The sequence below is a fragment of the Xanthomonas dyei genome, assembly GCF_002939865.1.
GTDB classification, from domain to species: domain Bacteria; phylum Pseudomonadota; class Gammaproteobacteria; order Xanthomonadales; family Xanthomonadaceae; genus Xanthomonas; species Xanthomonas dyei.
Map to the genome: position 1 here is coordinate 1 of NZ_MDEE01000009.1, position 21,301 is coordinate 21,301.

Sequence of the window (21,301 nt, forward strand, 5' to 3'; positions counted from 1 at the left end):
GCCTGGGCGGGCTAACGCCCGCCGAGTTCCGTGATCAACATTAACCGCAGACCTCTAGTTTTGGCTGGCACTGAATTGCGGGGAGTCGACACACGTGCCTGCGCTACGCTAGATGTGGTCGCCACCCCGCTGCGGGGCGGCCTAACTCAGGCGGTGGGCCACATGACAGAATCCTCGACTTTGCCGCTCTCAACCTGGCTTCTCCAAGCCGTACCATCCAGCACTCCCGATGGAGTGGTGGCTTACAATTTCAATTTGGCGGAATGCGGCGACTGGATCGTGGAGTTGATCGGAGCCGGCACCTACGACCGAGATGATTCTGAGTGGGCTTGTCCGCCGGAGTTATGGTCATCTCAGCCACTTGAGCTCACACTTGAGCGCTCTGTTGCGGGCGCCGGGTGGGAACAAGCGCTGACGTACGTGACTGCAGAGGTAAGATCTTTTATCGAGAACTCACCTACCTTGCAGGCAAGTGTGCTTCGCGACGCTACGGCGGTATGTGTCGGCTTTGTCGACGGTGAATTGGTCGAAGTTTGGCCCGCAAATACGGCTGACAGGTAATTGGCGCAGAGCCATCTCACAGGTCGGCTTAGTTCAGGCCTTGGCGACCTGGAACGGTATGCGCGCACTCGTCATTCTTTGCCTTGCTTCGATCGTTGCTATGGCGGGATGCACCTCCATTCCGCTTGCAACGGCGCTTAGTCTTTCGTCGATGAGCCCGCGTTCGTTGGCCCAACTAGACCCAGCGCAGCTGTTGGTCCGCGTTTCCGTTCCGGTCGGCTTTGAGCTCAACGTCGCGGCAACGCGCCTCGACCTTCAACTGAAGGCCTCTGGCACCAGTAAAGCTGCCGCTATGGGTCTGACCGAAGTCGCGGTCTCGCACGCCGTGCGCTCAGGCGGCCTCTTCAACCGGGATGTACCGGTGTCGACGTATCTTCTGCGGCTGACGCCGGAGGGAAGCCGGCAGCTTCAGGAATTACAGCGCTTTATCCTCGCAAACGATGCGAAGCAGTTTGAATTTGTCCTGCATGTGCCCTTTGCTACCGTGCCCGCCTCGGCGCGCGAAGCGATCTTCTGGGCCGATCTCAAACGTTCACAGTCAGAGCCGTTCAAGCCTTTGGTCGATGGTACAACCATCAAGTTTACAATTGAGCAGGATGGTGGTTGAGAATGTCATTCAAAAGGTTCGCCGTCCGACGTCTACCCGTCAGTGCGTAAGCCCCCCACCTGCCCATCGACGTTGCAGAGCGAGTTTGCATAGCGACATCATCGAGAAGACATCCCGGTGTTGCAGAACTGCAGTTGCCTTCATCGAACCGCTACGCTTGGATCTTTAGGCTCACAGACTACGCACCAACGGTGTCGGCTCCTCCGATGTCCCGCGCCAGATGCGTTTGGCCACCCTGGCCCACGCCTGCATGCTTGGTTGCCTGCACCTGCGCCCCGAAGGCGAGCATCAAACATCGAGTTCGACGCGAATGCAGTAGGCCAATGAGCGCGTCGCCGGCTCCGTGACAGGTTGGCAAGACGATGCCGCGTCAGGCATGGTGAGCGCCCTGTGTCTGCGCGCCGCTCCATCACGCGTGCACTCGGCGCCCTGCCCTGCCACCCACACGTTGTTGCCAAGGACCGCATGTTCTCCATCTTCAAGAAGAAAGCCACAGCGTTGTTGATCGTTCGAGCCGATGGAAATGAGTTGTGTCGCGTGACAGAACAAGACCTCCCTTGTGAAATGACGCCTTCAGTGCGATTGAAGTCTGGCAGCGTGCTGGAATGTGTCGATTCGGCCGGAGCCGTGCGTACCCATGAGCTCGGTAGCGCGTCTGGATGGTTTCATTTTTCCGTGCGCGTCCATGCCAATCTGGGATGCCAGATGGATTGCGTCGTTTCCGAGGACCAGCAGCTCGCTTCGGATGCGTTTGCGACCGGCAAGGCATCCGGGATCAGGTTTCAGCCGTTCTTTTTGCCGGGCGCAGCCATCAGCAACTCCGCGCTTGCAGGCAAGGGGCTGTTTGCGCGCGGGCTGCACTATGGCGGTACGGTCACCAGTGGCAATGTGGTGCTGTCCTGTGTGTGCGACCATTGTCAGCGTTCATTCCTGATCCGCTCCTATCACGCAGGGTTTAGTAACGCGGGCTACTTCTATTCGGCATCCGGCGCGTACACCATGACGGTCGACAGCCATCTTCCTGGCAGCCCAGCAGCGCTATCCGAGCCCGATGCTGAGGCACTTGCTGCGTTGGAAAGCGCATTGCCTCTGGCGCCGGACGGGTCGAGCTACAGCTACCTCAACCCCTTCCGCTGCCCGCATTGCTCCGCGCCGTATATCGATTTCATCGCCAACCCCGGCTTGCGGAAGAGCGAGTACTACGGCAACTATTTTGATGGCTCCACGCTGCTGCGCTATGTCCCGGCAGATGCCTAGCGTTCGCCCTTGATGCGTGCAGGGCTGGATTGGTGCCGTTAGCCGGACGCGATGCCGTGACGCATAGTGCGCGCTGCGGCATGCGATGCCGATACCCGCACTATCTTGCAAGAGCGACGCTTCCGACCGTCTTGCACCATGAAGTGGGCCGAGCTCTTGATTGACTGTGGACAACCCTCGCCTGCATCGGCTGTTCTACCGGCTAACAGGGTGACGTCCTGCGTTACCATGCGGTCATGAACACTAAATTTCTTCTTGTTGCACTACTGCTGTGTGCCTCTGCTTCTGCACAAGGTGTTTCGCCCACCACCACACGTGAGGTGGGCCAGCTTTTCAAAGTACTTGAGCAATCCAACTGCGAATTTTCCCGCAACGGGTCGTGGTACGCAGCGCCGAAAGCCAGCGAACACCTGCAGCGTAAATACGAGTACCAGCAGAAAAAGGCATTGGTAACGTCTACCGAGTCTTTCATTGAACTCGCTGCGACCAAGAGCAGCATGTCGGGCAAGCCGTATCAGGTGCGCTGCGGGAACGCCGCGCCGGTATCGAGCCAGTCGTGGTTCATCGGCAAACTGCGGGAGTTGCGCAAGCGCGCTTCCAATAACGACGCCACGTCCGGCTAAACCGTGCGGGCGGATGTTGATCGGCCGATCAACATCCGGCGATCGATGAGCCTGAAGACGGCATGCGCCATCAGGCGACCAGCCGCTGCCTCGGCAACGTGGTGCCACGTGCCTGCGCATCGGCCACAAAGGCACTCACCGCATCTTCCAGCTGCGCGGCGTGATCGCCCATCGCGCGTGCGGCAGCACTGGCGTCCTGCATGCGGGTGACGCCGTCGCGCATGTCGGTATCCACGTCGTTAAGGGTGTGATGTACCTGCGCGATGCTGCCAGCTTCCTGTTGCGAGGCAACGGCAATCTTGCTGAGCGTGCTGCTGACCTGGCCGATGGTGGCCACAATGTGCTGCATGCCTTCGCCAGCGTCGCGCACCTGCTGCACGCCTGCCTGCATGTGCGTGACCGACTCGCCGATCAGCGTCTTGATCTGGCTGGCGGCGGTGGACGAGCGTAGCGCCAGCGCGCGCACTTCGCTGGCGACCACTGCAAAACCACGGCCTTCGTCGCCAGCGCGCGCGGCTTCGACTGCGGCGTTCAAGGCCAGGATATTGGTCTGGAACGCAAGGCCGTCGATCACCGAGATGATGTCCTGGATGCGACGCGATGCGTGCTCCATCTGCTGCATGGTGCCCATCGCCTGCTGCATGGTGTCGCCGCCACTGCGTGCGGCCTCCGATGCGGCGGCAGTGAGTTTGTCCGCATCCGCTGCCTGCGCGGTGTGTTGCTGCATGGTGCCGAGCACCGCCTGCATCTGGGCAGCGGTGTGGCCCAACGTGGCCGACTGGCGCTGCACCTGCTGCTCCAATGCATCGTTGCGGGTGAGGATGTGGCCGGCCGCATGATTGATCGCGCTGCTTGAGCTGCGGATCTGCGCAATGATGCGGGCCAGTTCATCGGCGGTGGCATTGGCATCGCGCTTCATCTGCTCGAACACGCCTTCGCACGGGCGATCGATGCGTTGCGACAGGTCGCCGCGCGACATCGCGGCCAGCATCTTGCGCATGTCCTGCAGGCTGCCGTCGGTGATGGCGAGGAAGCGGTTGACGCCGTCGGCCAGCTGGCCGAGCGTGCCGCCGTTGGCGTGCCCGTGCAGGCGCGCCCCCAGTTCGCCGCGCGTGGCCTGGGCGACGACCGTCGCCAGCTGCTCTTCCAGCATCAGATCCTGGGTGCGGTCCTGCCACTCCACCACCACGCCCAGCGAACTGCCGTCATGATCGTGCACAGGCGTGATGTTTTCCTGCAGCTGCAGCGCAGCGAGGGCGCGCGTTCTGCTGGTGCCGGTGGCATTCCCCAGCTGCACTGCATCGGCCAGCGCGGTCTCCAGCGCATCGGCATCGACATGCGTGCTCAGTTGCTGGAACGACTGATTGCGGTAGATGGCAGCGCCCTGCCCGTCGACGATGGCCACCGCCATCGCCGAGGCATCCAATGCCAGACGGATGCGGCGGTTTTCCAGCAGTAACTGTTGTTGCTGCGCGATGCGTTCTTCCACCTGTACGCTCATCCGCACCAGCGCTTGCGCCAGCGACCCGCTGCGGAAGGTCTGCTGCATGATCGCCGGCGGCAAGGTGGCACCGGTCGCCAGGGTGTCGGCCAGTTCCGCCAATGCGTCGGCTTCGTGATCCAACGCATCGACCTGACGTCGCAATTGAATGGCCATCACGCAGACGAAGGCGGTTTCCACGATCACGTAGCCGGCGTGCAACAGCACGATGCCGAAGCCGCTGCCGACAGTGAAGGCCTGCACCGGCATCCCGCGCGATTGCAGCCAATAGAACGCAAGATGGTGCACGGCGATGGCGCCGGCGGCGACCACCACCGGTAGCCAGTCGCGGTAATACAGCAGCAACGCCAGGATCACGAACACGCCGAAGTGCATTTCCACCAGGCCATGCGCTTGCTGGATGGTGGCGGCGACCAGTGCCATCAGCACCAGCGCGTTGGTGATGCGGGTCAGGCGCGTGCCGGGGTTTGCATGCACTTGCCAGGCCATCAATAGCACGCTGGGCAGCGTGACCGCAAGAAAGGTGGTCCATTGGCCCTGGCTCCAGGCCAACGCCAGCGAGCCGGCGCTCTGCAGCACCGCCAGCCACAGGAATAGCCGGTCGGCCTTGATGGCCAGACGCGTGGCGTAGTTGGAGGTCGGCGGCGCCGATGCGGACAGTTCCATCATGACATCGACTCCATGGCACACGGACAAGGGGACGCCACTGCGGCACTTGCCGCGCGGCTCAGGACATCGGGTAACCAACGCGACCACGCCGCTGCGCCGGCAGTGCCGCACACCGCGCCACCGTCTGCGGGGCCGGCATAGCGCGGCTGACCATCGGCGCCGAGCAGCCACACGGCGTAACCGCTGCCCTGCAGTGCCGGGCTGTCGAGCAGCCGCACCTGGCCGCCGCGGGCGCGCACGGCGGCGCTGAGCTCAGCCCAGGCGCGATCCGATGCGAGATCGGTGCAGGCGCAGGCGTCGACGACGCCGATCAACATCGGCGCCGGCTGCGCGGCCGGCAGGCTCGCCTGGACCTGTGCCCAGGCACTACCCAGATCACCTGCTTGCGCGCGTGGAGTTGTCCAGGCCACGGCAATCCAGCCGCACCACAGTGCGAGCAGGGCGATGCCCAGGGTACGTCGCGATGCACAAGACAGGCTGCCGAACACAGGCATAGAGGAGTGGCTTCGCGAGATAAGGTGAGCCCTTATCGGACGCGCTTGCGTGCGCTTGAGCCGGCTTGCGATTGAAGTTTGCGATGGGTGCGATAGCCAAAGGCATCGCCATTGCGCTGCAAGGGTTTGCTATCGAATTTGCCCATGCAGCGGCGATCAGGCATTTAGCTGAAGCGGGATTTTGTGAGCACGTGTTCACATCATTGCAGCTGCCCGCAGCAGCTCGTCAACGCCGCCGATTACGGGCGAGGCGGCATCGCCATGCCTCCGTGACTTGCCGGATCATCACAGCTCGGCCGTCGGGAGCGCATCGGCGCAACACTCCCGACCGCATCCTGCCGTGCGCCACCGGACGTCAGCGGTGGCAATACGGCGGGCAAATCGGAGCACGCCGGCGTGCCTGTGCAACCACACGGCCACTGGTGTGGTGGCAACCATCGTTTCCAAGCTGCGGACACCGCCCAGGCCGTCCGCGCTGGTTGACCGCGTTACGCCTGCGCCATCGCTTCGTCGGCATCCAGCGCGACCAGCGGCTGCTGCGCACGATCGAAGCGCTCGCGTGCGGCGCGGATACCGGCGTGGTTCTCGCCTGCCCAGTTGAGCAATTGCGAGACCGGGCCGAGCAGGGCGACACCGAGCTTGGACAGTGCGTATTCCACGCTGGGCGGCTTGGTGGCGTAGACCTTGCGGGTGATCATGCCGTTGCGCTCGAGGTTGCGCAGGGTCTGGGTCAGCATCCGCTTGGAGATGTCCGGCACGGCGCGCTGGATGGCGCTGAAGCGGGACGGGCCGGGGATCAGCGTCAACAGGATCAGCAAGGTCCACTTGTCGCCGATCTGATCGAGCACATCGCGCACGGGGCATTTAGTGGCATCGAAGGGGCCTTCCAGGGAGGGCGGCGGTGGGAACAAGGCAATCGCATTCACGGGGGTATCTCACAGTAACCAGGGGGAGTAAAACTGCCTCCTTGCGAAGGACCGGGCGGTCCTGACAATAGGCTCGCTGACCACAAGGTCTAGATACTAGACCAAACCTCTTCTCTAAACCTATTGGAGCACCACATGGCACATGCCTCCCCCCTGATCCTTGTCACCGGCGCCAGCGGGCAGCTGGGCGCGCTGGTCGTCGACGCACTGCTGAACCATGTGCCTGCCAGCCGCATCGTAGCAACGGCCCGTGATACTGCGTCACTCGCGGAGTTCGCAAAACGCGACATCACGGTGCGTCAGGCCGACTACGCCGACCCGCACAGCCTGGACCTGGCCTTTGCGGGCGTCGGCCGGGTGTTGCTGGTGTCGTCCAACGCGGTGGGCGCACGCGTGGAGCAGCACCGCAATGTGATCGACGCGGCCAAGCGCGCCGGGGTGGAGTTGCTCGCCTACACCAGCATCCTGCGCGCCGAGACCAGCACGCTGTCGCTGGCCGAAGAGCATCTGCTCACCGAGGCGCTGCTGCGCGAGAGCGGCCTACCGCATGTGCTGCTGCGCAATGGCTGGTACACCGAAAACTACACCGGCTCGATCGCGGCCGAAGTGGCGCACGGTGGGGCGATGGGCAGCTCGGGCGAGGGCAAGCTCAGCACCGCCACACGTGCCGACTATGCGGCGGCCGCCGCGGCGGTGCTGGCCTCGGATGCACCGCAGGCCGGGCAGGTCTATGAGCTGGCCGGCGATACCGCCTTCACGATGGCCGAGTACGCAGCCGCGCTATCGCAGTTGGCGGGCAAGCCGGTGGTGTACCACGACCTCCCGGAAGCCGACTACGCCGCAGCGCTGGTGCAGGTTGGCGTGCCGGCCGGGTTTGCGCAGGTGTTGGCGCAGTGCTCGGCGTCCTCGCGCGGCGGCAGTCTGTTCGACGACAGCCACACCCTGAGTCGTTTGATCGGCCGCCCCACCACGCCATGGCGCGACACCGTGGCGGCGGCGCTGGCGGCGGCACAGCCGGCAGCTTGAACCGGGCCGGCCGGTCGCAAGACGCAGCGATGCGTGTGGCGGCCGGTGGCCAAATCAAGCAACGCCATGCCCGGCGGGTGTGGCGTTTTAAGCGCTTACGCGGCATCCGTGCCGCGTCAGGTCCCGCGACGGTGCGCAGGCAAGGATCTGTGGAGAGTGTTGGTACGCATGGCTTTCAACACTACAGCCATCACACTGTCTGGCGCGGTGTTCTCGCCGATTGCGGGACCGTGTGGCGGCATGGATGCCATCACCGAGCCCCCAGGGACGCGTTCACGACGTGTCCCGCGAGCGGTGCGGCCACCGCACATTCGACCCTGCACTCACTGACAGGCGCTCGCTCGGTTCTGTTAGCCGCTGTCACTGGCGAGGTGCCACCAGCCCCGCTCGACGAGCGCATTCCTCAATCTGGCCGACTGTTCGACTGTTCGACTGTTCGACAGTCACGGTCAACGTGCGTGCCAGGCGTATCGCTGCACGTAGCGCCTGCTCAGGCGGGTGGGCCACGCAAGGATCAGTGCAGACGTTACGGCCGCCAGGGCCCCCGCCGTCGCAAGGCCACCACCGCTTCTCGACACAGCTCGCATCGCCGGACTGACATCTACCGGACACGTGGCTGACACAGTGGCCGGTCGGATAGCGGCGCGGATGTCACCAAACTGACATCAAACCTAAATATAACTGCACCCTACCGCTGCTACGGCAGCAGTGCGGAGCGCCATGACGGTACCCGGCGTCTGGCCGCACGCGCCCCTGCAAGGGCGCCCTGACTGGCCACGCCACCGCCGCCCAGTTTCCCTTGCCGAGCCGTGTCCATGAAAAAACGCAATCTCGCCACCGTCCTGTGCGCCCTCAGCGCGACCGCCAGCGGCAGCACGCTGGCCGCCGAGCTGGAGTTGTACGTCGACCGCAAGACCAAGCAGATCTTTGCCGAGCCGGCACCCGGGCGCGACAAGCTGGGCACCTTCGTGCAGGTGGACGAAAACGGCAAGCTGCCCGCCTCGGCGATGCCTGCCGCGCCGGCACAGGCCCTGCCACCGGCACCTGGCGCAACCGTGCCGGCCGACACCGCCATCGCACAGGCCGCCCCTGCACCGGCGCCAGCCGCCGCACCGGCCAAGGCCGGCGATGTCGGCAAGAAGTGGTACGACAAGCTGAGCCTGCGCGGCTACACCCAGATCCGCTACAACCAGGGCATTGGCGGCGATGCGCAAGACTTGCGTGCGCCGGGCGATCGCTTCATCGGCAACGACCAGAGCCTGGGCATCCGGCGTGCGCGCCTGGTGCTGAGCGGCGATCTCAACGAACACGTGTCGCTGTATTTCCAGCCGGATTTTGCGAGCACGCCGACCGGCTCCACCACCTCCAACTTCGCGCAGCTGCGCGATGCGTACGCCGATATCTTTTTCGACAAGAAGCGCGAATACCGCGTGCGTGTGGGCCAGTCGAAGATGCCGTACGGCTGGGAAAACCTGCAGTCCAGCCAGAACCGCCTCACCCTGGATCGCGCCGATGCGCTTAACTCCGGCCTGCGCGACGAACGCGATATCGGTGCGGTGTTTTATTACAGCCCCACCGTGGCCAAGGGCCGCTTCCAGGACCTGGTCAAATCCGGTCTGAAGGGCTCGGGCGATTACGGTGTATTGGGCGCAGGCGTGTACAACGGCCAGGGCGCCAACCGCGCCGAGCGTAACGACGGCATGCATGCGGTGGTGCATGCCACCTACCCGTTCAAGTTCGCCAACGGCCAGTATCTGGAAGTGGGTGCCGATGCCTACAGCGGGCGCTTCGTGCCGACCGCTGCGGCGGTGAATATCGGCGGCCGCAGTTTCACCCCGGCGATCACCGACCCCAATGGCTATACCGACCAGCGCGTTGCTGCGCACGTCATCTACTACCCGCAGCCGTTCGGCTTGCAGGCCGAGTGGACGGTGGGCCGCGGCCCGGAGCTGGATATGGCGCAGCGCCGCATCCGCACCCGCTCGCTGAGCGGCGGGTATGTGCAGGCGATGTTCAAGCACGACTTCACCTACGGCACCTTGCTGCCGTACCTGAAATGGCAGACCTACCGCGGCGGCTCCAAGTTCGACACCAATGCGCCGCGCATGCGTCTGGACGAAGTGGAAGCCGGCGTCGAATGGCAGCCGATGGACGCGCTGGAACTGGTGTTTGCTTATTCGAAGATGAAGCGCACCGACGTCACCACGGCGCCGTATCCGGTGGTGGAAGGCGATCTGCTGCGTCTGCAGTTACAGGTCAACTACTGAGGCACGCCACGCGGCCTGCATCGCGCGCAACACCGCAGCAGTGGGCGTGATGCAACGCTGCAGTACTACGACTGCAAACGCCCCGCCCTGTGCGGGGCGTTTGCATGACGACGCTGCGTGTTGTACGCCCCTGCAACGCGATGCCTGCACAACGTTGAGGGCAGTGGCGGTTGCTGCACGTCAAGGTATCGCGCTGCGCGCCCCTTCGTGCAGCAATGACAAGTCCATGCCACGGTGTAAGCCCTGTATTACTTTCGGCTGTCCGTTTCTGTCAGGCTGGTGCAAGCGCGGATCGTGCGCCATTGCATGCGCTGCGATGCCCGGCCGTCAAGGCATCGCGGCGTGCCTGTCTGCCACTGAGCTGCGCATCGCAGCCACGCCCTGTCGCCTATCGCCGGATTAGCAGCTACGCGGTCTCGCGGTCGAAGGTTTCCCGTGCTTTGGCGATGGCACGCTGATTGTCGAGCGTCCAGGCGCATAGCAATTGGATTGGCTCTTTCAGACGCAGGCCGAGCGGGGTGATGCGGTATTCCACCGCGATCGGCGAGCGCACGATCACCGTGCGCACGATGATGCCGTTGCGCTCCAGCCGACGCAGGCACTGGGTCAAGGCTTTTTGCGACACGCCTTCGAGATTGCGCTTGATCGCGTTGAAACGCAGCGGCGTCACCAGCAGGCAGGCCAACACCATCACCGACCATTTGTCCGCCAGTTGCTCCAACGTCTCACGGCCCGGGCAGTCGAATTTGAAGGCGGGTTGCGGCATCGCTGTGTGCATTGCAAGTGTCTCGCGGGATACCTAGTGGATGAGTGGTGCCTGATTGACATCAGGTTTACAGAATATACCTTGTGATGCGTCCCGCGACGACCGGCTGCACAGCCTCTCCCAGGGACAACATCTCCTGCCGACACTCTGGTTGCGGCAGGCGTCTCCGGCCACTCGGCCCCCTGACCCAGCGAGCATGCATCATGAAGGCAGTACGGTTTCACCAGCACGGCGGCACCGACGTGCTGGTCTATGAAGACGTTCCGCAGCCGCAGCCCGGCAATGGCGAAGTGCTGATCAAGATCGAAGCGGTCGGCCTGAACTTTGCCGACGTCATGCGTCGGCGCGGCGATTACATCGAGGCGTCGCCCCTGCCGTACACCCTCGGGATCGAGGTGGCCGGCACGATCGCCGCACTCGGCGAAGGTGTCACCGGGCTGGACGTGGGAATGGCGGTGCTGGCCACGCCGGGCGTGGGCGGCTATGCGCAGTACATCGCCTTCCCCGCCGCGCTGGTGGTGCCGTTGCCGCCGGGCGTGAGCGCGGTGCAGGCCGCCGCAGTGGTCGCGCACGGGCTCACTGCCGGTATCGCGTTGCGGCATGCTGCGCGGCTGGCACCGGGCGAGACGGTGTTGATCGAAGCGGCGGCCGGCGGCGTGGGTTCGTTCGCGGTACAACTGGCCAAGCTGTACGGCGCCGGCAAGGTCATCGCCGCGGCCAGTTCGCCGGAAAAACGCGCACTGGCCGAACGCCTGGGCGCCGATGCCTCCGTGGACTACACCGCACCCGGCTGGTCCGAGCAGGTGCTGGCATTGACCGATGGACGCGGCGTGGATGTCATTCTGGAAAGTGCCGGCGGCGACAATGTCGGCGAAGGGCTGGCGGCACTGGCACCGTTCGGGCGCATGGTGTTTCTGGGCCAGTCCAGCGGCAAGACCGCATTGATCGACCCGTGGCAGCTCACGCTGAAGAACCACACGGTGACCAGCTTCTACATCGGCGGCTATCAGACCCAGCCCGGGCTAATGCAGGAGGTGCTGGGCGAGATCATGGGCTTCATCATGACCGGCAAGCTGGCCCCGCAGATCGGCACGGTGTTGCCGCTGGCGCAGGCCGCGCAGGCGCACCAATTGCTGGAAAGCCGCCAGACCACCGGCAAGGTCGTGCTGGAGCCCTGGGCCGAGTAACCGCGGCGGGTACAACGACCGCCCCGTTGACCGGCTGCGGTCGCAGTCGATGGGCAGCGCATCAAACGACCTCCCCGAGGCGGCAGCCGGCCCTGGCATCGATTGCGCGCCTGGATGGAACTGAAGGAGGGGCGGCCACCACAGCGGCGGCCCGCCCCTGCGACACCGGCAGCGTCCGTCGATGGCAGTCGCTGCCGGTGTTGCGGATGACGACGAAGCAAAGACGCACGTTCGCATGCAGCGCCACGCGATAGCGCTGCGGCGAGTGCGGGATCATCGCGCTGCGGCCACGCATACCGTGCGCAACCCGGCTGCATCTACAGTGCAACGGTAGCCGTTGCGCGACCTCGCAGCAGACAACGACAGCCCGAGTGCTACGCGTCGTCGGCGCAGGCGGCGTGTGCCTTCAAAGCGACACGCACGCGCCTCAGTCGGCGGTGCCTGGCATCGTGTGTCGGCGTGCCGCTTCGGCACCCCTCCGGCGCCTTCGCAACCGGCTCTGCCACACCGTTTGTCAAAGCGGCCGCGACCGCCTTTTCATCCCTGACGCTCTTCCCGCCTCGCCCTCGCCCTGCGCTCCTGTGTCCATTGCCTGGGCGCCGCCGCGCGTCCACGATCACTGGTCAGAACCGCGTCACCGGTGCGTGTGGCATGCTCATACATCGCTGGTCTGGCGGTCGGCAACGATCCTGTGCCAACGGTCTATTGCACGGCCTTTTGATTCTTCATTCAGGCCGATCCGCTTCGCGGTGCGGCCTTGCTCGGGCCTCGGACTTCACGGCAGGCAGCATGGCGACCAACAAGACACTCGCAACGTTCGACGACATCTTGTCCATTGCAAAACCGGAGCCGCGCCTGGTTTGCGAGTCGTTGCGCAGCACGATCGTTTCGCTGCACAGCGAGGTTGTCGAGCTTGCATGGCCAAAACTCAAAATCATCAGCTTCGGCATTGGCCCCAGGAAGATGACCGATCACTATGCCTATATCTCGGTCCACGACGCCTACGTCAACCTGGGTTTCTATCATGGCACCTCGCTTGCGGATCCGCACGGCATCATGCAAGGGACCGGCAAGACACTACGCCATGTCAAGGTTCGAGCTGTCTCGACGAGCAACAGTGCGCCCGTCATCGAGCTACTGCAGTTGGCGATCGCCGATCGCAAGCGGCATGCACATCGCGCCTGACCAGCCGCATGGGCAGACGGGAGCGAATCGGCGCGGCACGGCTGCGCGCGAACACGCGGCAACGATCGCCTGGCCAGTGCTTGAGTTTTGCAGTTCATCCCTGCCAACCGCGGGACTGAGCACGCATTCAAGCCGGCGTCGCCTCGCGCGCAGGCTGACATCCGACGGCCGGTATACACAGGCATCTGAGAGGTGAAATCATGAGCAAGGTATTCGTCAGCATCGGCCTTAGCCTTGATGGCTACATGGCGCCGGAGGGCATGACCATGGACGACCCCGAGCACAAGAACTGGGGAGCCAAGTGGGGCGCGATGATGGGTTGGCTGATCACAACGCAGTACTTCCGCGAGAACGTACTCAAGCTTGCATCAGGTGGTGACACCGGCCCGGTCAACGACCTGGTCCGCAGCACCTTCGCGCGTATCGGCGCCAACATCATGGGCAAGCGGATGTTCGACCAAGGCGAGGTTGCCTGGCCAGAGGAGGCTCCGTTCCACACACCGGTCTACGTGCTGACCCACGAGAAACGCGAGCCCTGGGTGCGCCCCGGCGGCACGACCTTCCACTTCATCAACGACGGGCCGGAACATGCGCTGGAACTGGCTCGCGAATCGGCTGGCAGCCGTGATGTCCGGATTGCCGGTGGAGCGGATCTGATCCAGCAGTATCTGAGCTTGGGCGTTGTCGACGAGCTGGAGATTGCGTTGGCACCGGTCTTATTCGGCAGCGGACGACGTCTGTTCGAACACCTTGGCGAGCCCGCGACACAATTTCGTATCGACAAGGTTCTTAATGGGCCTGCGGCCACCCACCTGCGCTATGTGCGGCAGTGAGCTGAGGCCTACTCATCCATCAGGCAGGAGGCCAACGCGCGCCTTATGCCAAACATTCGACCTGCAGGAGTACGTTCATGGGTTGCTGGGGCATCGGTTCTTTTGACAACGACACTGCTGCGGATTGGGTATGCGACCTCACCGAGGCCGGCGACCTGTCGCTCGTTCGCGAGGCAATTGCAGCAGTCCTTGCCACCGATAGCGATGTGGATTCGACGGATGCAACCACTGCGCTGGCGGCCATTGAGGTGATCGTTGCGGCCTTGGGACGCCCCACCGCTGAGGCCCTGGATGAGCCGGATGTCGTGGAATGGATCGACAGGGTAAAGCCGCTACCCGACGCTCAATTGACCAGCGACGCTGCGCAGGCGATTGATCGCATTCTTGGACCAACCTCGGAGTTGCGCGAGCTGTGGGAGGACACCGATGACTTCAACGAGTGGCAAGCGGAAGTGCGTGGTTTACGATCACGGCTGCAGATCTGACGATTCATTCAATCCGATGCCGCCTCACAGCGCGACTTCATTCATTCTTTAAGCCGCCATGCGACATCTTCCCATCCTTGATATTCCAGCCACGTTTCGTCGAGGCAAGTCCGTTGAGCAGTTCCTTGGGCGCAGCCCTCTGCATCCGGACTACATTCGCCATATCGAGTTGCGGCCCGTTGATGGATCGGTGCAGATTTGGGTGTATGACGTCCAGGACATCGGCAGAGAGCAATACACCGATCTGTATGACTTTCCATATCTAGCGCCAGAGGATCTTGATGCTGCGGCAGCCACGTTCCAGGCTCCCAACGAAGCTATTGCATATGCAGAGACGTCACTGGTGGCCCATCCACACCGCTGGGTCAACCTGGGCGTTGCCGAGTCCGAGTATCTTGAATACATCCGGGCGGGTAGGCCGGCGGTTTGGCCGGAGATGGCATAAGAATTCATTCAAGCCGAAGCTGCTTAGCGAGTCCACCGGGTTCACCGGCTAGCCGCGCACATAGCGCAGACGCAAACGGGGTGAGCACACTGCCCACCACGTTTGCGTTTAAAAGCACGGCTTTATCGCTGTCACCGATAAGGCAGCCCCACGCGACCGCCGCTGCTACAGCGTGACCACGACCTTGCCTTTGACGCGGCCGCTGTCGACATGCGCCAGTGCTTCTTGCGCACGTGCGAGCGGATATACCGTATCGATCACCGGGCGTAGCACGCCGCTGTCGAGCAAGCCCGCCAACGTGCGCAGCTGCGGGCCATCGCCGCGCATGAACAGGAAGGTGTACGACACCTGCCGCTGCCTGGCCTGCGCGCGCACCTTGCGGCTGAGCAGGCGCATTACCAGCCTGAGCAGGAACGCCAGGCCGAGTTGCTGCGCAAATGCCGGCGTGGGCGGGCCGGTCAGCGAAATCAGTACACCGCCGGGCTTGAGCAGCTGCAGCGACTTGAGCAGCGTCGGCGTGTCCAGGTTGTGCAGCACCACATCGTAATCGCGCACCAGCGTCTGGAAATCCTGCTGTTTGTAGTCGATCACCAGATCGGCACCCAACGATTTGACCAGCTCCACATTGGCAGTACTGGTGGTGGCGGCCACGTACGCTCCCAGATGCTTGGCCAGCTGGATCGCGATGGTGCCCACGCCGCCGGAGCCGGCATGGATCAACACCTTCTGCCCCGGCTTGAGCGCAGCGGTTTCCACCAGCGCCTGCCAGGCGGTCAGGCCGACCAGCGGAAATGACGCGGCGTCTTCCATGCTCAGGCTGGCCGGTTTGGGTGCGACTACTGCCGCATCGATCGCCACATACTCGGCCAGGGTGCCGATGCGGCCCGGTTCGATCTTGGCGAACACCGCATCGCCAACCGCGATGTCGCGCACTGCGGTGCCGACCTGTGTCACCACACCGGCCACGTCGTTACCCAGCACGAATGGCGTCTTGAACGGCAGCAGCATCTTGAATTCGCCATCGCGCACCTTGGCGTCCAATGGATTCAGGCTGGCGGCGCTGACCTTGATCAACACATCGTTGGGGCGCAGCTGCGGCATCGGCATCTCGCCGATGCGCACCGGGCCATGTTTCTTGTACTGGTCGACAATGACGGCTTTCATGCGTGTCCCCACCAGGCGCGTACCGCTATCTTGGCATCGGTGCGATCAATCCTGTGCATCATGCGCGTGCTCCGGCAACATTCGAGCCGCGGGCTGGCGATGCGACCTGATCCAGCTTGAATTCCTTGCGCAGCGCATTGCCGAGCATGCGGTTGGGCAACAGGCGACGCAGCAGGCTCATCTGTTTGGCCACCTTGCCGGCGGTGTAGCGCGCCTTCGGTTGCGGATCCTGCGCTGCTTTGAGCACGACCTCGGCCACCACGCTGGGCGCATCGGCCTTTTGCATCACCTGCGCGACGTGCGCGGCTAGATGCGCGCGCATATCACGGTAGATCTCCAACGGTGCGTCGGGCTGCAGCGCATTGGCGTCGAACGGCGTCCTGGTGTAGGCCGGCTCGATTACCGAGACCCGGATACCCCAATCGCGCAGTTCGTGATCCAGCGATTCGCTGTAACCCTCAACGGCATGCTTGCTGGCCACATACAGCGCGGTGTACGGAACCGGCACCAGGCCCAACACCGAGCCGATATTGAGGATGCGTCCACCGCCTTGCTTGCGCATCTGGCCGATCACCGCATTGGTCATGCGCACGGTGCCGAAGAAGTTGGTGTCGAACACTGACTGCGCCTGCGCGATGGAGCTTTCTTCTGCCGCGGCAGGCGCGACGCTGAAGCCGGCATTGTTGACCAACAGATCCAGGCGACCTTCCTTGCGCAGCAAGGTATCGATGGCGGCGGCCACCGACGCGTCGCTGGTGACGTCCAGCGACAGCATCTGCACGCCGGGCGTGCTGGAGCGGCCACCGCGGCGGCTGGTGCCATAGACGGTGTAGCCGGCCTTGGCCAGGTGGGCGGCGGTGGCTTCGCCGATGCCGGAGGAGGCTCCGGTCACGAGTGCGATCTTGCTGTTCATAGGTGCCTCTTTCTCGGGTAGTGGGTGGCGGCAAGCCATTGAAGTGCTGCCGTCGCACGCGGTGATGGTGGAGAGCCGCGGCTGCGGCGGACTGCGATCTGTACGTCTAAAATATTACGATCATCATATTTTTGAACAACGATCAACTTGTGCGTTTTGCTCAGGCTGCGCCGAAGTGGTCGAGTGCCGCCTCACGCATCGCGGCCGACAGTGCGGGGTCGTCCACGGCACGCGCCAGCATCAAGGTGCCGGCCATGGCACAGACCGTCACCAGTGCCCGCGCATGCGCCTGCGGCGTTCCCCAGTCCGGCGATTGGCGGGCGGCCAGGTCGATCATTTCCTTGATGCGACGTGTTGCCGCCTGGCGCACCGCCGGTGCCTGACGCGGCATCTCCGAGCCTAGCGCAGCAATCGGGCAGCCGGATTCGACGTTGTTGACGTGCCCATCGGACAGATACGCCCGCATCAGTGCCTGCGCCGCCTGCTCCGGCGGCACGGCGGCCGCAATCTGCGCGGAGTTGGCCACCGTCTGCGCACCGGCATGGTCGGCAGCCTCGGCCAGCAACGCATCGCGCGATGAGAAGTGTGCGTAGAAGCCGCCGTGGGTCAGCCCGGCCTCTTTCATGATGTCGGCCACGCCGGTGCCGTCGTAGCCGGTGCGCCGGATCGCGCGCGCCGCGACTTCGACGATGCGTGCATGGCTGTCGGCCTTGCGGCCTGAGGATGCGCGAGAGCGTGGCGAGGCGTTTTTCATGATGGTCATCATACATAAGATCGGTTGCGATGGAAGCCGCATTGGCTGCTGTCCGACGAGCGGTAGGGCACGGCGCACCGCCTGCTTTCAGAACCCAGCGGCACCGCGACAGCACAGACAAGGGCACGGCAAGGGCAGTCGCATGCTTTCCACGACGCGATTGCCGTGCGGCACGCGGCTGTCTGATGGACCGAATGGCAAGGCTGGGTCCGCGCGTCGCGCTGCGCGGGCATGTCGTGCCATCACACAGTGCCGGCGCTGGCTACGGCTATTGCGCATCAGCGGCGTGATGCAATGGTGCCAGAATCTGTCACCACCGCTTCCTACACTGGGCACCCAACACGAGGAATGTCCTAGTGACCATCTTCACCCGCTCCCGCATGACCGCACCTGCAACCTCGCGCGCGTTCGATGCCCACGCGCCCACACGGATGCTCTGGCAGACAGCAACGCGCACGCTCTTCCGCGCTGGCCGGCCTCTCGTCGGTCGCAGAACCGAGTCTGCCGCCAAGCCCGGCAGCGCAGTCGACCGACTGCACGTGCTTCCCGCTTGCCAGGTCGCCTCCGCACGTGCCGTTGCCATCGGAGCACCGCGCCAATGAAGCGCCTTCAATACAACCGCTATGGCGGCCAGGACGTCATGCAGCTGGCCGAGTTCACGCTTGCTGCGCCGGCAAAGGGCCAGGTCGCGGTAAAGGTGAAGTACGCCGCGATCAATCCGGTCGACTGGAAGATGCGCAACGGCGTCATGAAGATCGTGACCGGGCGGACGTTTCCGCGTGCGATGGGCATGGATCTGTCGGGCGTGGTGCTCGCGGTGGGCGAAGGCGTCACCCGCTTCAAGCCCGGCGATGCGGTGTTCGGTCTGGCGCGCTTCAAGGAGTGCGGCGCACTGGCCGAGGCGGTGATCACCACCGAAGAGAATCTGTTCAAAAAACCCGATAACGTCTCCTATGAAAACGCCGCGTGCCTGGGCACGCCCGGGGTCACCGCGTGGAATGGTCTGGTCGACAAGGCGGCGCTGAAGAAAGGCCAGCATGTGTTCGTCAACGGCTGCGCCGGCGCGGTAGGCGAGGCGGCGGTGCAGCTGGCGCAGCGTTTGGGCGCAACCGTGTCCGGGAGTTGTAGCGCGGGATCGATGGAGCGGGCCAGATCGCTGGGCCTGAAACAGGTCTACGATTACAGGGTGACCCGACCGGAAGACATCCATGAGCGCTTCGACGTCATCTTCGACACCTCGGCGGTCATGAAAGCTGCTGCGGGATTGGCGTTGTTGCGCGACAAGCGCGGCAGCTTCCTGGATCTGGAACCCGACCTGGGAAAGTTCGTCCGCGCCGTGGTGGACCGCCGCTTCAAGCTGGTGATCGGCAAGCCGTCCAGTGCCATCCTGGCTTACCTCGCCAGCGCTGCGGAAGCGGGAACCTTCGGCCTGCCGATCGGCGAGATCGTTCCGCTGGAAGGTGCCATCGGCTTGATGAATACCCTTGAATCCGGCCAGAAGCGTCCGGGCAAGGGCCTGGTCAGAATGGACTGACATGTCGCGTAGCCAGCGCCTGTTCGATCTCTTGCAAGTGTTGCGTCGACACCGGGGAACCGTGTCCGGCAGCACGCTCGCACAAGAGCTTGGCGTCTCGTTGCGCACGATCCGGCGCGACATTGCGACCTTGCAGGCAATGGGTGCCGATGTCGAAGGCGAAGCGGGCGTGGGCTACATCCTGAGACCAGGCTTTGTGCTTCCGCCGCTCTCCTTCACCGAGGAAGAAATCCGCGCACTGGTCACCGGCGCGCAATGGGTCAGCAGCCAGAGCGACGATGCAATGACGCAGGCAGTGCAGAACGCACTGGCAAAACTCGACGGGGTGATCTCGCAGGAGGTGCGCCTGGCACTGGACGACAATGTTATGTACATCAGCCGGGCGCGGCGGCCAGAAGCAATCGTCGACCTTGGAAAAATCCGCAAGGCGCTGCATGCGCAACGCAAGTTGCGAATCGGCTATACGAGCAAGACCGGGGTGGTGTCGGAACGCACGATCTGGCCGATCATGCTGGGCCTGGTCGACGCACGGTGGCATATCGCCGCGTGGTGCGAAGCGTGCGGCGATTTCCGCATCTTCCACGCAGACTCTATCGACAGGATCGATTATCTGCAGGAGCAGTATCAACGCAATCGCCGCCAACTGGTGAAGCAATGGCGGGCTAGCGCTGGCAATCCATGCAAGCAGAGCGATTGCTGAGCGCTTGACCTGCAGCGGCGACACCAATCGCCATCGTGGCCAAGACCTCGCTGGTGGCGTTGTGCAACGACCACCAGTGACGTCACCCAACAACCTAGCGGTGATTCATCCGCTCGAACAAGGCTTCACCCAAGCGACGGGTGTCGGCCGAAATGCCGATCAGCACCTCGTCCTTGCCGGCCTCCAGCTGGGCAATGGCCTCTTGCGCAAACTGCTCGGCAGACATCATGTTGCGCGTTGCGGTCCCTGCACTGCGCGTGCCGCCGCCTAGCCCGGTATCGACGATTGGCGGGGCGATCTCGATCACGCGCACGGTACTGTCTTTCAACTGGTGACGCAGACTCAGGGTGAATGAGTGCAGCGCCGCCTTGCTGGCGCAGTACACCGGCACATCGGCCATCGGCGAGAACGCCAGCCCCGAGGTGATGTTGATGATGGCCGCGTGCTGTTGCTGCTTCAGCAACGGCAGCAGCTCGGCAATCAGCTGGATCGGCGCGGTCAGGTTGATGGCAATTTCCTGATCGAGATTGGCCACAGCATCGCTGCCGGTGAAGTCGCGATGCTGTTGCACGCCGGCGTTGTTGATCAGGACGTTGCAGTGCGGATGGTGTGCCCGCAACCAGTCCACCAGTGCATGGCGACTTGCCGTGTCGATGATATCGCAGACCTGGGTGATCAACGCAGGCAGCGTGTCCTTGGCCTGGCGTAACGCCGCGGCGTTGCGCCCGCAGATGATGACGGTGTTGCCCTGCTCCACCAGCGCGCGTGCGAGCGCAAAGCCAATACCGGTGGCACCGCCGGTGATCAAGATCGTGTTTGAGGTGAGATGCATGCGCAATATCCTTCCAGGGGTAGTGGAGGCGCGCCGATGATGGGTCGTGAGAGATCACCGGGCACACCTCGTTCCGGCAATGCCGGTCTCGGTGTCGCGGATACCCTCAACGGGAGAGCTTGCCACCCGGATTGGATGGATGACCGGGCTACCATCCGGCCTGCACTCTTTCGACTCCGCAAATGTAGCGAGGCCACGCGACAGAGGCAATTGCAAACGCCCGGCGAGACGTACGCAGGTTCAGCATCAGCGCTGCGTCGGCTGCACCGGAGGGCAGTGCGAACGCCTGAAACTGACGCCCACGATGTGCACCGTGTTCGTCGGCCCGATACAACGCCCTGCGAGTGATGCCACCAAGTGAGACAGCAGCACTGCTGTCTCAAGGATGCGGCTATGCCCAACGGTGGAGTTATGTGCGATCAGGGCGCGCTACGAAACCGCGCATGCGAAGCCTCGGTTCCCAACATCGCCCAAAAGAGCCTTCGAGCAACTGCATGCTTGGAAATCCATGCCAACGCGCCGGTTCATTGTGTGCATATCGGGTCGCCGCACCTCCATTGCGATGCCGAGCA

20 protein-coding genes are annotated in these 21,301 nt (G+C 63.6%); 12 read left to right on the top strand and 8 right to left on the bottom strand.

Annotation, left to right across the window (positions count from 1 at the left end):
- Window positions 1-619 precede the first annotated feature (619 nt).
- From XdyCFBP7245_RS08240 to XdyCFBP7245_RS08250, 3 genes are all read left to right on the top strand, one after another.
- Window positions 620-1,168, top strand: coding sequence for a hypothetical protein (locus tag XdyCFBP7245_RS08240; RefSeq protein WP_146091658.1), 549 nt, complete (start codon window positions 620-622; stop codon window positions 1,166-1,168).
- A gap of 465 nt (window positions 1,169-1,633) precedes the next feature.
- The gene (locus tag XdyCFBP7245_RS08245; RefSeq protein ID WP_104615221.1) at window positions 1,634-2,425 is read left to right on the top strand and encodes a hypothetical protein; all 792 of its coding nucleotides are present in this window, start codon (window positions 1,634-1,636) and stop codon (window positions 2,423-2,425) included.
- A 236-nt stretch (window positions 2,426-2,661) separates the two neighbouring features.
- The gene (locus tag XdyCFBP7245_RS08250; RefSeq protein ID WP_104615222.1) at window positions 2,662-3,048 is read left to right on the top strand and encodes a YfeK family protein; all 387 of its coding nucleotides are present in this window, start codon (window positions 2,662-2,664) and stop codon (window positions 3,046-3,048) included.
- A gap of 70 nt (window positions 3,049-3,118) precedes the next feature.
- On the opposite strand, the gene XdyCFBP7245_RS08255 is transcribed toward XdyCFBP7245_RS08250, so the two are convergent.
- The 3 genes from XdyCFBP7245_RS08255 to XdyCFBP7245_RS08265 all read right to left on the bottom strand — a co-directional run bounded on the left by XdyCFBP7245_RS08255 (window position 3,119) and on the right by XdyCFBP7245_RS08265 (window position 6,638).
- Entirely contained in the window at window positions 3,119-5,218 is a 2,100-nt protein-coding gene (locus XdyCFBP7245_RS08255; protein ID WP_244907783.1) for a methyl-accepting chemotaxis protein, read from the bottom strand.
- On the bottom strand, window positions 5,215-5,712 hold the full coding sequence (locus XdyCFBP7245_RS08260; RefSeq protein ID WP_104615223.1) for a hypothetical protein: 498 nt from the start codon (window positions 5,710-5,712) through the stop codon (window positions 5,215-5,217). Before XdyCFBP7245_RS08260 ends, XdyCFBP7245_RS08255 begins: the two co-directional genes overlap by 4 nt.
- Before the next feature lie 488 nt (window positions 5,713-6,200).
- On the bottom strand, window positions 6,201-6,638 hold the full coding sequence (locus XdyCFBP7245_RS08265; RefSeq protein WP_104615224.1) for a winged helix-turn-helix transcriptional regulator: 438 nt from the start codon (window positions 6,636-6,638) through the stop codon (window positions 6,201-6,203).
- A gap of 135 nt (window positions 6,639-6,773) precedes the next feature.
- Here XdyCFBP7245_RS08265 and XdyCFBP7245_RS08270 point away from each other — a divergent pair, with 135 nt between their 5' ends.
- Together XdyCFBP7245_RS08270 and XdyCFBP7245_RS08280 are read left to right on the top strand one after the other, a co-directional pair.
- Window positions 6,774-7,664 (top strand): SDR family oxidoreductase, encoded by an 891-nt coding sequence (locus XdyCFBP7245_RS08270; RefSeq protein WP_104615225.1) that lies wholly within the window; start codon window positions 6,774-6,776, stop codon window positions 7,662-7,664.
- 815 nt (window positions 7,665-8,479) lie between these two features.
- Complete coding sequence (locus XdyCFBP7245_RS08280; protein ID WP_104615227.1) at window positions 8,480-9,931, top strand: OprO/OprP family phosphate-selective porin; 1,452 nt, start codon at window positions 8,480-8,482, stop codon at window positions 9,929-9,931.
- Between the two features lie 406 nt (window positions 9,932-10,337).
- Here XdyCFBP7245_RS08280 and XdyCFBP7245_RS08285 read toward each other — a convergent pair whose 3' ends face one another.
- Entirely contained in the window at window positions 10,338-10,697 is a 360-nt protein-coding gene (locus tag XdyCFBP7245_RS08285; protein WP_228322828.1) for a winged helix-turn-helix transcriptional regulator, read from the bottom strand.
- A 203-nt stretch (window positions 10,698-10,900) separates the two neighbouring features.
- On the opposite strand from XdyCFBP7245_RS08285, the gene XdyCFBP7245_RS08290 reads away from it, so the two are divergent.
- The 5 genes from XdyCFBP7245_RS08290 to XdyCFBP7245_RS08310 all read left to right on the top strand — a co-directional run bounded on the left by XdyCFBP7245_RS08290 (window position 10,901) and on the right by XdyCFBP7245_RS08310 (window position 14,832).
- Window positions 10,901-11,884: a quinone oxidoreductase family protein gene (locus XdyCFBP7245_RS08290; RefSeq protein WP_104615229.1), complete on the top strand. Its 984-nt coding sequence runs from the start codon at window positions 10,901-10,903 to the stop codon at window positions 11,882-11,884.
- A gap of 789 nt (window positions 11,885-12,673) precedes the next feature.
- Complete coding sequence (locus XdyCFBP7245_RS08295) at window positions 12,674-13,069, top strand: hypothetical protein (RefSeq protein ID WP_104615230.1); 396 nt, start codon at window positions 12,674-12,676, stop codon at window positions 13,067-13,069.
- Window positions 13,070-13,269: 200 nt separating this feature from the next.
- A complete protein-coding gene (locus XdyCFBP7245_RS08300) occupies window positions 13,270-13,902 on the top strand; it encodes a dihydrofolate reductase family protein (protein ID WP_104615231.1) in 633 nt (210 codons plus the stop codon).
- Between the two features lie 77 nt (window positions 13,903-13,979).
- Window positions 13,980-14,387: a DUF4259 domain-containing protein gene (locus tag XdyCFBP7245_RS08305; protein WP_104615232.1), complete on the top strand. Its 408-nt coding sequence runs from the start codon at window positions 13,980-13,982 to the stop codon at window positions 14,385-14,387.
- A 58-nt stretch (window positions 14,388-14,445) separates the two neighbouring features.
- Complete coding sequence (locus tag XdyCFBP7245_RS08310) at window positions 14,446-14,832, top strand: hypothetical protein (RefSeq protein ID WP_104615233.1); 387 nt, start codon at window positions 14,446-14,448, stop codon at window positions 14,830-14,832.
- Between the two features lie 165 nt (window positions 14,833-14,997).
- Here the strand turns inward: XdyCFBP7245_RS08310 and XdyCFBP7245_RS08315 are convergent, their stop codons facing one another.
- From XdyCFBP7245_RS08315 to XdyCFBP7245_RS08325, 3 genes are all read right to left on the bottom strand, one after another.
- Window positions 14,998-15,996: an NADP-dependent oxidoreductase gene (locus XdyCFBP7245_RS08315; RefSeq protein WP_104615234.1), complete on the bottom strand. Its 999-nt coding sequence runs from the start codon at window positions 15,994-15,996 to the stop codon at window positions 14,998-15,000.
- 58 nt (window positions 15,997-16,054) lie between these two features.
- Window positions 16,055-16,909, bottom strand: coding sequence for an oxidoreductase (locus XdyCFBP7245_RS08320; protein WP_104615235.1), 855 nt, complete (start codon window positions 16,907-16,909; stop codon window positions 16,055-16,057).
- 160 nt (window positions 16,910-17,069) lie between these two features.
- Entirely contained in the window at window positions 17,070-17,672 is a 603-nt protein-coding gene (locus XdyCFBP7245_RS08325; protein ID WP_244907784.1) for a TetR/AcrR family transcriptional regulator, read from the bottom strand.
- Window positions 17,673-18,261: 589 nt separating this feature from the next.
- Between XdyCFBP7245_RS08325 and XdyCFBP7245_RS08330 the strand changes: the two genes are divergently transcribed.
- Entirely contained in the window at window positions 18,262-19,197 is a 936-nt protein-coding gene (locus XdyCFBP7245_RS08330; RefSeq protein WP_104615237.1) for an NAD(P)-dependent alcohol dehydrogenase, read from the top strand.
- Window position 19,198: 1 nt separating this feature from the next.
- On the top strand, window positions 19,199-19,897 hold the full coding sequence (locus XdyCFBP7245_RS08335; RefSeq protein ID WP_104615238.1) for a helix-turn-helix transcriptional regulator: 699 nt from the start codon (window positions 19,199-19,201) through the stop codon (window positions 19,895-19,897).
- 94 nt (window positions 19,898-19,991) lie between these two features.
- Here the strand turns inward: XdyCFBP7245_RS08335 and XdyCFBP7245_RS08340 are convergent, their stop codons facing one another.
- Window positions 19,992-20,729 carry an SDR family oxidoreductase gene (locus XdyCFBP7245_RS08340; protein WP_104615239.1) on the bottom strand — a complete coding sequence of 246 codons (738 nt, stop codon included), beginning with the start codon at window positions 20,727-20,729 and terminating at the stop codon, window positions 19,992-19,994.
- Window positions 20,730-21,301 lie beyond the last annotated feature (572 nt).